Source organism: Cellulomonas sp. P2_F12 (genome assembly GCF_056403775.1).
Map to the genome: position 1 here is coordinate 666,768 of NZ_JBFUEV010000002.1, position 12,861 is coordinate 679,628.

Annotated in this window: 13 protein-coding genes and 1 tRNA gene; 9 read left to right on the forward strand and 5 right to left on the reverse strand. The window is 72.5% G+C overall.

Going from position 1 to position 12,861, the window contains the following annotated elements:
- Positions 1-308: 308 nt before the first annotated feature.
- Positions 309-1,736 (forward strand): hypothetical protein, encoded by a 1,428-nt coding sequence (locus AC1DWH_RS07845; RefSeq protein ID WP_477093183.1) that lies wholly within the window; start codon positions 309-311, stop codon positions 1,734-1,736.
- Between the two features lie 57 nt (positions 1,737-1,793).
- Here AC1DWH_RS07845 and AC1DWH_RS07850 read toward each other — a convergent pair whose 3' ends face one another.
- Positions 1,794-3,611, reverse strand: coding sequence for a bifunctional metallophosphatase/5'-nucleotidase (locus AC1DWH_RS07850; RefSeq protein ID WP_477093184.1), 1,818 nt, complete (start codon positions 3,609-3,611; stop codon positions 1,794-1,796).
- A gap of 160 nt (positions 3,612-3,771) precedes the next feature.
- Here AC1DWH_RS07850 and AC1DWH_RS07855 point away from each other — a divergent pair, with 160 nt between their 5' ends.
- Complete coding sequence (locus AC1DWH_RS07855) at positions 3,772-4,449, forward strand: phosphatase PAP2 family protein (RefSeq protein ID WP_477093185.1); 678 nt, start codon at positions 3,772-3,774, stop codon at positions 4,447-4,449.
- Positions 4,446-5,168 (forward strand): phosphatase PAP2 family protein, encoded by a 723-nt coding sequence (locus tag AC1DWH_RS07860; protein ID WP_477093186.1) that lies wholly within the window; start codon positions 4,446-4,448, stop codon positions 5,166-5,168. The genes AC1DWH_RS07855 and AC1DWH_RS07860 overlap by 4 nt, the downstream gene beginning before the upstream one ends.
- A gap of 7 nt (positions 5,169-5,175) precedes the next feature.
- Here AC1DWH_RS07860 and AC1DWH_RS07865 read toward each other — a convergent pair.
- A tRNA-Ser gene (locus tag AC1DWH_RS07865) sits at positions 5,176-5,267 on the reverse strand.
- 114 nt (positions 5,268-5,381) lie between these two features.
- Between AC1DWH_RS07865 and AC1DWH_RS07870 the strand changes: the two genes are divergently transcribed.
- Positions 5,382-5,645, forward strand: coding sequence for an HPr family phosphocarrier protein (locus AC1DWH_RS07870; protein WP_477093187.1), 264 nt, complete (start codon positions 5,382-5,384; stop codon positions 5,643-5,645).
- Here the strand turns inward: AC1DWH_RS07870 and ptsP are convergent.
- Both ptsP and AC1DWH_RS07880 read right to left on the reverse strand, forming a co-directional pair.
- Entirely contained in the window at positions 5,642-7,333 is a 1,692-nt protein-coding gene (gene ptsP, locus AC1DWH_RS07875) for a phosphoenolpyruvate--protein phosphotransferase (protein WP_477093188.1), read from the reverse strand. The genes AC1DWH_RS07870 and ptsP overlap by 4 nt on opposite strands.
- A complete protein-coding gene (locus tag AC1DWH_RS07880) occupies positions 7,330-8,670 on the reverse strand; it encodes a PTS transporter subunit EIIC (RefSeq protein WP_477093189.1) in 1,341 nt (446 codons plus the stop codon). The genes ptsP and AC1DWH_RS07880 overlap by 4 nt, the downstream gene beginning before the upstream one ends.
- A 175-nt stretch (positions 8,671-8,845) precedes the next feature.
- Here AC1DWH_RS07880 and AC1DWH_RS07885 point away from each other — a divergent pair, with 175 nt between their 5' ends.
- The 5 genes from AC1DWH_RS07885 to AC1DWH_RS07905 are packed head-to-tail and all read left to right on the forward strand — an operon-like array spanning position 8,846 to position 11,310.
- Complete coding sequence (locus AC1DWH_RS07885) at positions 8,846-9,652, forward strand: GntR family transcriptional regulator (protein WP_477093190.1); 807 nt, start codon at positions 8,846-8,848, stop codon at positions 9,650-9,652.
- On the forward strand, positions 9,649-9,894 hold the full coding sequence (locus tag AC1DWH_RS07890) for a PTS sugar transporter subunit IIB (protein WP_370502200.1): 246 nt from the start codon (positions 9,649-9,651) through the stop codon (positions 9,892-9,894). Before AC1DWH_RS07885 ends, AC1DWH_RS07890 begins: the two co-directional genes overlap by 4 nt.
- An 11-nt stretch (positions 9,895-9,905) precedes the next feature.
- A complete protein-coding gene (locus AC1DWH_RS07895) occupies positions 9,906-10,136 on the forward strand; it encodes a PTS sugar transporter subunit IIB (protein WP_456846213.1) in 231 nt (76 codons plus the stop codon).
- Positions 10,136-10,597, forward strand: coding sequence for a PTS sugar transporter subunit IIA (locus AC1DWH_RS07900; RefSeq protein ID WP_477093191.1), 462 nt, complete (start codon positions 10,136-10,138; stop codon positions 10,595-10,597). Before AC1DWH_RS07895 ends, AC1DWH_RS07900 begins: the two co-directional genes overlap by 1 nt.
- Positions 10,588-11,310, forward strand: coding sequence for a copper homeostasis protein CutC (locus AC1DWH_RS07905; RefSeq protein ID WP_477093192.1), 723 nt, complete (start codon positions 10,588-10,590; stop codon positions 11,308-11,310). The genes AC1DWH_RS07900 and AC1DWH_RS07905 overlap by 10 nt, the downstream gene beginning before the upstream one ends.
- 7 nt (positions 11,311-11,317) lie before the next feature.
- Here the strand turns inward: AC1DWH_RS07905 and AC1DWH_RS07910 are convergent, their stop codons facing one another.
- A complete protein-coding gene (locus AC1DWH_RS07910) occupies positions 11,318-12,811 on the reverse strand; it encodes a DUF2252 domain-containing protein (RefSeq protein ID WP_477093193.1) in 1,494 nt (497 codons plus the stop codon).
- Positions 12,812-12,861: the final 50 nt, after the last annotated feature.

Genomic DNA, 12,861 nt, shown 5'->3' on the forward strand with positions numbered 1-12,861 from the left:
GGTTTTTCACCCGGCGGACGGTGCATGTGACATGCGCCACATTTGTGCTCCGTATTCGTGACTGCCGTCACAGCGCCTTTCCGGGCAATTCAGACGAAGAATTCATCGAACCTCCTGGTCAACCGACCAGGACGGGCCTCTCATGAAGTTCACAGGCTGCTCACAGGCCCCAGATCCGCAGGATCACGCGCTTCAAGCCCCGCTCGGAACGTCCGATAGAGCCGCTAATACTTGCTGTTCGCCCGGATGCCCGATGCGTCGTGTCGGAGCATTTGCGCGCTCTTTGACCCGATCTCTGGAGCCAAAACATGTTCTCTCTGTCCCGACCCCTCGTGGTCCTCTCCGCGCTCGCCGTCGGCATCGTCGCCACGGTCGCCGCGCCGACGATCGCCTCGGCCGCAACCACCACGACGGGCACCACGTGCGCCGCCGCCAAGGCGAACCAGCTCGTCGAGGGCGGTTCCCTCACGGCCGGCAAGAGCCTCGTGTCGGCCAACGGCACGTACAAGCTCACCCTCGCCACCGACGGCTCGCTGACGCTGGCCAACGCCTCCACGGGCGGTCGGCGCTGGGTGCAGCAGGGCGGCACGGGCGCGCACCTCGACCTGCGGGCGGGCGGCAAGCTCGTCCTCGTCGCCAAGGACGGGACCACCAAGTGGGCCAACTCGGTCGCCGCGACCTGCCCGGTGGTCTTCGTCCACGACAGCGGGTACGTCGTCTCGAGCCACGGCACGGTCGTCGACTGGAACGCCCCCACCAGCACCACGCCGCTGACGGTCCCCTCGACCGCGGTCACGACGCCGGTCCCGACCACGCCGACGCCGACCCCGACCCCCACGCCGACCACACCGGCCCCGACGACCCCGGCGCGCGACGTCTCGCAGCTGCCGTTCTCGTCGACCGCGCCGTGGAACACGTCCATCGGCTCGGGCGCCAAGTTCGAGGCCGCCACCGGCCCGATCACCAGCAAGCTCGCGCTGACAACCCCGACGCTGAACTCGTCGCGCTGGTCGATCGCCGTCTTCTACGCCACGACGAGCGACCCGATCGCCACCGTCACCAACCCGAACACGGGCGCGTCGATCCAGGTGCGCGTACCGCGCAACACCGCCCCGACGTACGGCACGGACAAGCACGTCGGCGTCATCCAGCCCGACGGCGTCACCGGCTACGAGTTCTACAAGATGACGAACGTCGGCACCGACAAGTGGACGTCGACGCGCATCGTGAAGACGGATCTGCGCACGGACGGCCTGACCGACGGGGCGCGCGCCTCGGGCGTCTCCTTCTACGCCGGCCTGATCCGGACGCAGGAGCTCAAGAAGCTCTCGATCAAGCACACGCTCGCGCTCGGCATCTCGGACGCCCAGCTGAAGTCGGGCGCCGTCTGGCCGGCCCGCACGCAGGACGCCAACGGCGCCACGGCGTACACCGGCACCATCCCCATGGGCACGCTGTTCGCCATCCCGAGCTCGGTGAACATCGACGCGATGAACCTGACGGCCGAAGGCAAGGCCCTGGGCCACGCCCTGCAGAACTACGGCGCGCACGTCCTGGTGCGCTCCTCCACGCAGTCCCTGTTCTGCGAGCACACCTGCGACGCCACGCAGGCCGCGAACGCGAACAAGGACTGGAAGGCGCTCTCGCCGCTGCTGCGGGCCGTCACCAACAACACGGCGACCAACGTCGCCGGAGGTGGCACCCGCCTCGTGGCCGCGCTGCCCTCCGCGGGCTGACCTCCCGCACGTACGGACGGGCCCGCTCCCTGTGGGGGCGGGCCCGTCCGTGTGTGGTCAGCCGATCGTGATGCGCCCGCCGGTCGGGACGGGGTACGGCGACGCCTGGCTGCTGTGGGCACCCAGGTAGGCGATCAGCACGTCCAGGTCGCTCTGGCCGACGAACACCTTCGTGCCGTTGCGGATCGCGGTGAAGCCGTCGCCGCCGCCGCCGAGGAACTCGTTCATCGCGACGCGGTACGTCCCCGCCGGGTTCACCGGCACGCCGTCGACCGCGACCGAGACCAACCGGTTCTCGTTGGCCGCGCCGGCCGCCCGGACGACCTCGCTGACGTTCGCGGAGACCTGCAGGACCTTCGGCGAGGTGTTCTGGCCCACCCACTGCTGGCCGAACATCGTGATGACGTCCGCGCCGGACATCGAGATCACGTTCATGATGTTGGTGAACGGCTGGACCGTGAACGCCTGGCTGTAGGTCTGTGCGCACGGGGCCGTCCCGGGCGCGCAGACGAAGTCGGACCGGATCCCGCCGGGGTTCATGATGGCGAAGTCGGCGCCCCCGGTGTTGAGCGGGTCGTTCTTCAGGCCTTCCAGCTGCGCATCGGCGATGAGGTCACCGGCCGGCGACTCACCCGATGCCGAGCAGGGCACGCCGGCGCAGGCCCGGCCGAGGATCGTGCCGGCGATGTAGCCGACGACCTTGTCGGCGATCGGGCCCAGGAAGCCCTTGTAGCTGGTGATGATGTTCGTCTCGGCCGGCGCCGGCGGGACGTCGCGGGTGACCGGCACGTTCGTCGCGACCACCGAGGGCCGCACGACGTCGTTGGTCCGCGGGTCGTACTTCAGCTCGATGTCGGTGTACAGCCGGCCGAACGACGAGCCGCTCGTGACCATCCGCGGCTGACCGTTCGGGTCGGGGATGTTGCACGAGTACGCGGTGTGCGTGTGGCCGGTGACGATGAGGTCGACCGCCGGGCTGATCTGCTGGGCGATCGGCACGATGTCGCCGGACAGGCCGAGGGCGCCGCCGGCGTTGCAGTCGTAGTTGTAGAAGCCGCTCGCCGGGATGCCGCCCTGGTGCAGCAGCACGACGATCGACTGCACGCCCTCGCGCTGCAGCTCCTTCGCGTACTTGTTGGCCGTGGACACCTCATCGAGGAACGTGAGGCCCTGCACGCCGGCCGCCGTGACGATGTCCGGGGTGCCCTTGAGGGTCATGCCGATGAAGCCGATCTTGACGCCGTCGAGCTTCTTCACGACGTACGGCTTGAACAGCGTCTTGCCGGTCTTGGTGACCACCACGTTGGCGGACAGGAACGGGAAGTCGGCACCGGTGAACGATCCCGGGCCGGCGGGGCAGCTGTCGGCCGCGGGCGTGCCGTCGGGGTTGGTGCGGCACCCGCCGTCCTGCATCCGCTTGAGCTCGGTCGAGCCCTCGTCGAACTCGTGGTTGCCGACGCTGGTGACGTCGAGGTGCAACGCGTTCATGGCGTCGATCGTCGGCTCGTCGTGGAACGCGGCGGAGAGCAGCGGGCTGGCACCGATCAGGTCACCCGCGGCGATCGTCAGCGACCGGTCGTGCCCCTGGCGCGCCTGCTCCAGGTGCGTCGCGAGGTACTCGACGCCGCCGACCGTCTGCGGCAGCGTCGAGCCGTCCGGCTGCAGCCGGGTGACGAGGCCCGACGACCCGCTCGGCGGCTCCAGGTTGCCGTGGAAGTCGTTGATGGCCAGCAGCTGGATGTCTTTGTACCTCTGTTGCCCGGGGTCATGCCCGGGCCCGTGTCCCGCGAACGCCGGCCCGGCCAGCAGTCCTGACGCCGCGACGAGCCCCGTCGCAGCAATCGTCGTTCCGAGTCGCACGGGCCACCGAGACATGGTTCCTCCGACGTCGTCGTCGAGCACGATCGAGCGGGTCGATGCTCCCACTCCGTGGGCCGCGTTGGGAATGGGGCGAAACCGGCGGACGGCGTGGGCCCGTACCCACGAGCAGGACGCCCAGCGAGCCGAATCCCCCGGGGTCTCCTAGCCTGCGGAGGTGCTTCAGCCGACGTTCCGCCACCGAGCCCTCCTGCCGGCCGTCGCCTTCGGCGTGGGCGCGTCCGCCCCGGTCTTCGTCCTCGCGTACCTGGTGCGAGCGGAGTCGCCGGGGCTGGTCCGGTTCGACGAGGAGGTGATCGCCGCCGCGACCTCCTTCACCCGCGCGCACCCCGCGTTCCTCCGGGCGCTCGTGGTGTGGCAGGAGCTGCTCCAGCCCGTGTGGGCCAACCTCGCCGGTGCGCTGCTGTGCCTGTGGGTCTGGCGGCGGCACGGTCTGTCGACCCGCGCGCTGTGGGCTCTCGTCACGTTGATGTCGGCGTGGGTGGTGCAGATCGGCGCGAAGGGGCTCGTGCAGCGGGCCCGCCCCGTGGTGGACGACGCCCTCGAGCACGCCCCCGGGTCGAGCTTTCCCTCCGGGCACGCGACGAACACCGCGGCCGCGGCCGTCACGCTCACGCTCCTCGTGTGGCCCTTGCTCGGACGGCGTGGCCGGGTCGTCGTCCCGGTCGTCGCCGCGACCGCCACCGTGATCACCGCCGCGGACCGTGTGCTCCTCGGCGTGCACCACCCGTCCGACGTCGTCGCCGGCATGCTGCTCGGCACCTCCATGGCCGGCGCCTCCTACCTCGGCTACCGGGGCTGGAGCTCACGGCCCCCCACCGAAGGGATCTCATGACCCTCCTCGTCGGCGAGACGAAGAAGCCCAGCTCCGTCCGGACGTTCGTGCACCGCTACGAGCTGGACACATCCGCCCCCACGTTCGGTTCGGCGAGTCGCGACCTCGCCGGGCGGGCTGTGCTCCCCGCCGCCCTGTGGTGGCTCGTCATGGTCGGGATCGGCCTCCTCATCGTGGGGCCGCTGCACGACCTGCCCGCGGAGACCGGTGTCGACCGGTGGTTCGAGGCGCGCCGCGCCGCCGGCCTGAACTCCCTCACGCTGGTGCTGTCGAACTTCGGCCAGACGCAGTACGCCGTCGCCGTGTGCGTCCTCGTCGTGGCGCTGTTCTGGTGGCGCACCAGGCAGTGGTGGCTCGCCGTCGTCCCGGCCATCGCGCTCGGGCTGCAGGCGATCCTCTTCTTCACCGCGTCGCTGCTGGTCGGCCGCGGGCGTCCCGACGTCGCGCTGCTGGACGACTCGCCCCCCACCACGGCGTTCCCGAGCGGCCACACCAGCGCCGCGACGGCGCTCTACGTGTCGCTCGCGCTGCTCTGCCAGCGGATCACCCGGCCGTGGCTGCGGTGGGGGCTGACGGCGATCTGCCTCCTCGTCCCGTTCGCTGTCGCGACGGCGCGCCTCTACCGCGGCATGCACCACCCCACGGACGTGCTCGTCGGCATGGCGAACGGCCTCGTGTGCGCGTTCCTCGCCTGGCGGTACCTGCGACGGGACGTGTGAGCACGGGCGGAGGGCGTGGGATTCGAACCCACGAGAACGGGGTTGTCCCGCTCCAACGGTTTTCAAGACCGTCTCTTTCGGCCGCTCAGACAGCCCTCCCGCGCGGGCCTCGCGGCTCGCAGCGGCACGAGTCTTCCACACCACCCTCGCGCGTTCTGGTCTAGACCAGTATGGTCGACCCTGTCACCGTCGACCCGTCCCTGGAGGCAGGCCATGCAGCGTTCCGTCGTCGTCGCTCTTCCCGAGGGGCTGCACGCCCGCCCGGCCGCGCAGTTCGTCGCCACGGCCGGCAAGCTCCCCGCCAAGGTGACCATCGCGAAGTCCGGCGGCAACCCGGTCGCCACGGCGTCCATCCTCGCGATCATGACGCTCGGCGTGGGCGCGGGCGACGAGGTCGTCCTGGCGACGGCCGATGACGGCGCCGACGCGGAGGCCTCGATCGCGGCGCTCGAGCAGTTCCTCCAGCAGACCGCCTAGAGACCCAGCTCCTCGAGCACCGGCAGCCCGGCCCGTACCGCGGTCCGGGCTGCGTCGGCGGTCCGCTGCACGAGCGCGAGCGCCGCCAGGGCGCGGCACTGCTCGAGCGTGACCGACGCGAGCACCGCCCCGACGTCCGGCAGTGCGCGCGCGGTCATCGACAGCGAGGACACCCCGAGCCCGACGAGGACCGGGGCGAGGACCGGGTCGGCCGCGGCCTCGCCGCACACGCCGACGGGCCGCGCACGGGCCGCACCGCCCGCGCACGCGAGCTGGACGAGCGACAGCACGGCCGGCTGCCACGGGGTCGACAGGCGCGCGAGGCCCGCGAGCTCGCGGTCCGCCGCCATCGCGTACTGCGTGAGGTCGTTGGTGCCCAGGCTGGCGAAGCGGGCGCCCTCCAGGAGGTCGCCGGCCCGCAGCGCGGCGGCGGGGACCTCGATCATGACCCCCGACTGTGGAAGGCCGTGCGCGGCGCAGAGCTCGACGAAGGCGTCGGCCTCGTCGGCGGTCGCGACCATCGGCGCCATGACCCAGACGTCCGCGTCCGAGGCGGCCGCCGCCCGGGCGATCGCGGCGAGCTGGTCGTCGAGGATGCCGGGGTGCGACCACGAGGTGCGCAGGCCGCGGACGCCGAGGGCCGGGTTCGGCTCGTCGTCGGCGGTCACGAAGGGCAGCGGCTTGTCCGCGCCCGCGTCGAGCGTGCGGATCACCACGCGCCGGCCGGGGAACGCCGCGAAGACCGACGCGTACGCCGCGACCTGCTCGGCGATGCCGGGTGGGGTCGCCCGGCCGAGGAAGCCGAACTCCGTGCGGAACAGCCCGACGCCTTCGGCGCCCGCCTCCGCCGCGGCGACCGCGCCGGCCGGGTCACCGACGTTGGCCAGGAGCGCGACGGGGTGGCCGTCCGCGGTGCTGCCCGGGCGGGCCAGGCGGGTGGGGCGCGGCCTGGCGTGCGACGCGCGCTCGACGGCGTCCTGCGACGGGTGCCGCACGACCTCGCCGGTCGACCCGTCGACCAGGACGGTCTCGCCGTCCGCGATCTCCAGCACCCCGCCGACCGCGACGACGCAGGGGATGCCGAGCGAGCGCGCCAGGATCGCCGTGTGGGCCGTCGGTCCGCCGCCGGCGGTGACGATCGCCAGCACCCTCGCCGGGTCCAGCCGGGCAGTGTCGGCCGGGGCGAGGTCGCGCGCGACCAGCACGAACGGGTGGCCCGGGTCGGGGACGCCCGGGGGCCGCAGGCCCAGCAGCTCGGCGACGATCCGGTCGCGGACGTCCTGCACGTCGGTCGCCCGGTCGGCGAACATGCCGCCCAGCGCGCGCAGCTGCTCGGCGACCAGCTCGGCCGCGTCCCACACGGCTCGGGCCGGGGAGGACCTGGTGTCGAGCACCCGCCGGCGTGCCTCGTCGGCCAGCGAGGGGTCCGCCGCCATCGCCGCGATGACCGCGAGGATGTCGGCGGCCTCGCCGGTCGCCGTGTCGGCGGCGCGGGCCAGGGCGTCCCGGACCCGCACCGCCGCCTGGTCTACCGCGGTCGCCGCCGCCGTCAGGTCCGAGCCCGGGGCGAGCGGCTCGGGCGACGGCGCCGGAGGGGCGTCGGGCATGCGCGCCACGACTCCCGCCCGGCGGCCCGGACTGACCCCGAACCCCCTCAGGGTCAGCGCGGCGGCGACCGCGGTGGTCATCGTGCGTCGGCGGGGACGGGCCGCTCGGTCGACTGCGTCGGCACGTCGGCGGCGCCCGCCGGCGCCACGCCCTCGACCGTCGTCGCGCTGCCCGAGACCGCGTCGTCGTCGTCGTCCTCGCGGCCCGGCGTCCGCAGGTTCCAGCGCGTGATGACGAACCGGAACAGGAAGTAGTAGACGACCGCGTAGCCGAGCCCGATGAGGATCAGCAGCAGCGGCATCGTCGCGATCCGGAAGTTCAGCACGTAGTCGATCGCGCCGGCCGAGAACCCGAACCCGTCCTTGATGCCCAGGGCGTTGACCAGCGCCAGCGACGTCCCCGTGAGGATCGCGTGGATGACGTAGAGCGGGTACGCGACGTAGACGAACGCGAACTCGAGCGGCTCGGTGACCCCCGTGACGAACGAGACGAGCGCGGCCGAGCCCATGATGCCCGCGATGACCTTGCGGTTCTTCGCCTTCGAGGTGTGCACGATCGCCAGGGCCGCAGCGGGGAGCGCGAACATCATGATCGGGAAGAAGCCGGTCATGAACGTGCCGGCCGTCGGGTCGCCGATGAGGAACCGGTTGATGTCGCCGTGCGCCACCACGCCGTCCGCGTTGGTGTACGTGCCGAACTGGAACCACGGCAGCGAGTTGAGGATGTGGTGCAGGCCGAGCGGCACGAGCAGCCGGTTCAGCGTGCCGTAGACGAAGGCGCCCACGATCGTCGAGCCGGTGACCCAGTCGCCCACCGCGGTGAAGCCGGAGTTGAACGCGGGGTAGATGAGCGCGCCGGCGACGGCGACGAGCACCGAGACCCCGGCCGTGATGATCGGCACGAACCGGCGACCGCCGAAGAACGCGAGGTACGGGGGCAGCTTGATCCGGTAGTACTTCTGGAACAGCAGCGCCGTGACCAGGCCGATCACGATGCCGCCGAGCACGCCGTAGTTGATGAGCTCCTGCGTCTCGCCCTCCCCCGCCTTCTCCAGGGTGTACGGAGAGAGGGCGTCGCTGACGCCCTTGAAGACGAGGTAGCCGATGACGGCCGCGAGCCCCGTCGAGCCGTCGGACTTGCGGGCGAAGCCGACCGCGACGCCCACCGCGAAGAGCAGCGGCAGGTTGGCGAACAGGGCGTTGCCGGCTGCCGCGAGCACGGCCGCGACGGGGACCATCCACGGCAGGTGGGCGCCGAGGCCGTCGGCGCCCAGCATGTCCGGCTGGCCGAGCCGCAGCAGCAGCGCCGCGGCCGGGAGGGAGGCGATGGGGAGCATGAGCGAGCGGCCGATGCGCTGCAGCTGCGCGAGGCCGGGGATGCCTCGCTTCTCAGCGGTGTCCGCGGTGACGGTGGTCATGGAGCACTCCTCGTTGGGTGTCGACGACGTGCCTGGGGGAATGTCTGGGGGTATCTGGTCTGGACCAGTTGCGAGCAGACTGGTCTAGACCTCATGATGTGTCAAGGGTCACGTCGCGACGTGTGGTTGTAGCGGTCGGTGCACCATCCGCCTCATCGAAGGAGTGGGTTCGCACGTGGACGACGAGTCGGAGCAGGGCGCCGCGCACAAGTACCTGACGGTGCGCGACCACCTCGCCACCCTCGTCGCGCAGGAGCTGCGGGTCGGGGACGCCATCCCCTCCGAGCGGCACCTCAGCCAGCAGTTCGGCCTCTCGCGGATGACCGTCCGGCAGGCCGTCGACACCCTCGTCACCGACGGCGTGCTGGTCCGCGAGCAGGGGCGTGGCACGTTTGTCGCCCCCCAGCGCATCGACTTCGAGATGCGGCTGACCACGTTCGGCGAGGAGATGCGCCGCCGCGGCATGGAGCCCGCGACCACCGTCCTCACCGCGCAGGTGATCGCCGCGACCCCGGACGTCGCGACCGCGCTCGAGATCGAGCCGCGCGACAAGGTCCACTTCCTCTACCGCGTGCGCAGCGCCGACGGGACGCCCATCTGCATCGAGCAGGTGTGGGTCCCGGTCGCGCTCGCCCCGGGGCTGTTCGACGCCGGCCCGCCGCCGAGCATGTACGAGGCACTGCGGCAGCGCGGGCTCGCCCCCGAGTGGGGCGAGGACACACTGTCCGCCGACGAGGCCACCTCGACCGAGGCCTCGCTGCTCGGGCTCGGCGACTCCAACGCGGTGCTGCGGGCGGAGCGTCGGACCTACTCGGTCGACGCCGCGATCATGTTCTCCCGCGCCTGCTACCGGTCCGACCGCTACAGCGTGTGGGTGCCGCTGCGCGCGCCCCGACCGGCCCTCGTCCCCCGGCGCCGCCCCGTGCAGGACGGCGACACCGTGCCCGACCAGACCGAAGCGACTGCAGGAGGACGGCGATGAAGCCCGAAGGCAGAGATCAGGCGGCGGCGATCCTCGCCGCGCTCGGAGGAGTCGACAACATCGACGAGATCGAGCCGTGCACCACGCGGCTCCGGTCCCTGGTGCGCGACGCGGGACGGGTCGACGCGGCCGGGTTGCGGGCCGCGGGCGCGTTCGGGGTGATGATCTCCGGGCGCGTGGTGCAGGTGGTCGTCGGCCCGCACGTCGACCTCATCGCGACCGACCTCGACGAGCTGATGTGAGGAGCACGGACATGACGAAGGCGGAGCAGATCCTCGCGGCGCTGGGCGGGGACGCGAACATCCTCGACCTCGAGCCCTGCATCACGCGGCTGCGGGTCGAGGTGCAGAACCCCTCGCTCGTCGACGAGCCCAGGCTCAAGGCCGCCGGGGCGATCGCCGTGGTCCGTTCCGGCGTCGCCGTGCAGGTGATCGTCGGGCCCGAGGCCGACACCCTGGCCTCCGACATCGAGGACCTGCGCTGATGGCGGCCCTCACCGTCCTGGCGCCCGTCGCCGGCCAGGTGCTCGGGCTGCCCGAGGTGCCCGACCCGGTGTTCTCGGCCGAGCTGGTCGGGCCCGGCGTGGCTCTCGACCCGTCGCTCGCGGTCGCGTCCGAGGTGATCGCGCCGATCGCCGGGACCATCCTCAAGCTCCACCCGCACGCGTTCGTCGTCCAGCACGACGACGGGCGGGCCGTGCTGGTCCACCTCGGGATCGACACCGTCGAGCTGGGCGGCGCCGGGTTCACCCTGCACGCCGCCGAGGGCGCCGTCGTCTCCGCCGGGCAGGTCGTCATCACGTGGGACCCGTCCTCCGTGGCGGCCGGCGGTCGTTCGCCGGTGTGCCCGGTGGTCGGCCTGGAGGCGCCCCCCGACGCGGTCACCCGGCTCGCCCGGCCCGGCGACACCGTCGCCGCCGGAGCACCGTTGCTGTCGTGGGCGTGACCCGGCTCGAGATCGCCGTCCAGGACGTCGCCGGCGCGGTCGTCTCCGCGGCGGCCGGTGCCGACCGGCTCGAGCTCTGCGCCGCGCTCGCCGCGACCGGTGGCCTGACCCCCTCGATCGGGCTGCTCGACGCCGTGCTCGCCGCGGTGCCGTCCCGGGTGGGCGTCCACGTGCTCGTGCGGCCGCGCGCGGGGTCGTTCGTCTTCGCCGCCGACGAGCTCGACGTGCAGGTCAGGGACGTGCTGGCCGCCGTCGCTGCGGGTGCGGCCGGCGTGGTCGTCGGGGCACTCACCCCCGCCGGCGCCGTGGACCTCCCCGCCGTCGCCCGGCTGGTGTCGGCCGCCGACGGGCGCGAGGTCACCTTCCACCGGGCCTTCGACACCCTCGAGGCGTGGGCGCCCGCCGTCGACGACCTCCTCTCGCTCGGCGTCGTCCGCGTCCTGACCTCCGGCGGCGCCCCCCGCAGCATCGACGGCGTCGCGCGCCTGGCCGCCACGGTCGCCGCCGCCGCCGGCCGGCTCCAGGTCATGGCCGGCGGCGGGGTCCGGCCGCCCGACATCCCCGCGCTGGTCGCGGCCGGGGTCGACGCCGTGCACCTGTCGGCGAGCCGGCACGTCGACGAGTCGGGCGGGCCGGGTGGCGGGTCCGACGGCTACACGACGACCGACGAGTCCCTCGTGGTCGCCGCGGCCAGCGCGTTGGGCCGCGGCTGAGGGTCCGTCAGACGCCCTCGATCGCCTGCAGGCGCCCCGAGGCGATCGCGGCGACGAGCGCGCCGTGGTCCTTCTCCGTGCGGTCGGCGTAGGCCGACGCGAAGTCGGCGAACGCCTCGTCGGCCGCCCTGGACCCGCCGAGATAGGCGCCGATGGCCACGCGGTCCCCGGAGCGGGCGTGGGCGCGGGCGAGCGTCCAGGCGCACAGCGCCCCGTACTCGCGCATGCCGACCGGCACCATGGTCTCGATGACCGCCGAGCCCTTCCAGTCCCGCAGCTGGCGCAGGTAGAAGTCCCGGGTGACGCCGTCGAGGCCGTGGGTCCGCTGCCACCCGAGCATGGTGTCGCTGGCGGCCTGCATGAGTCGCTGGCCCTCGACCACGCGCTGACCGGACTGCGTGTACTCGCTGGCCCCGAGGAACTGCTCGAGCACCGAGGGCTGCGCCTCCTTGGCCTGCAGGATCAGGTAGTCGCTCTGGTCGACGCCCTCGAGCAGGAGGATCCACGCCCGGGTGCCCACGCTGCCCACGCCGACCACCTTGCGCGCCATGTCCACCACCCGGTACTGGCCGACCAGGTGCCGGCGGTCCGGCTGCAGGCTCGCCTGGTAGGCGCGCACCAGGTCACCCATCCCCGCCATGAACCGGTCCATCTCGTCGGGGCCGAGCAGGTCGGTCAGCGTCGTGACCAACGGCGGGTCGGACAGGAACCGCCGGTGCCCGTCGACGATCTCGGTCAGCTTCGCCACCGACTGCAGGTGGTCACGCGACCGGGCCTTCTTCACGGTGGACGCCGTGCGCCTGATCTGAGTCTTGGCGAACGACGAGCCGTTCTTCGCCATGAAGTCGTCGACGTCGAGCCGCGCGTACCAGACGTCGATGTTCGTCTTCGTCGCGAACTCCCGGATGGTCGTCCGGTAGGTCTTGGCGACGCTGAGCAGCAGGTCGCGCCGCTCCTTGCGGCTGAAGCCGTTGCCACGCGCCGCGATCTCGATGCTGGCCACCAGGCGCTTGACGTCCCACTCGAACGGTCCCGGCAGGGTCTCGTCGAAGTCGTTGAGGTCGAACAGCAGCCGGCGCTCCGGCGTGCCGTAGAGGCCGAAGTTCGACAGGTGCGCGTCGCCGCAGAGCTGGACGTCGAGCCCCGTGTCGGGCGTCGCCGCCAGGTCCGAGGCCTGGATCAGCGCGGCGCCGCGGTAGAACGTGAACGGCGTGGCGACCATCCGCCCGTACCGCAGCGGCACCAGCTCGGGCACCCGCGTCTGGCCCTGGGAGACCAGCAGCTCGATCGGGTCGGGCCGCGAGAACCCGGCCCCCACGTCCGCCAACGACTCGCGCGGCAGGAGCACCCGGGCCGCGGCGCCCCGGGCGATGCGCTCCTCACGCGTCAGGTGCACCACCGGGTCGGCGGCCCGGCGGCGGTGCGGCCGCAACGCGGGAGCGGGGCGGGGAGTCCCCTCCGTCGGAGCTGGGGCGGTCTCGGGGCTCGCGGTGTCCGTCACCTCTCGAAACTAGGCCGGTCCAGCGCTCCGGGGAAGGGGGCCGAGCGGCA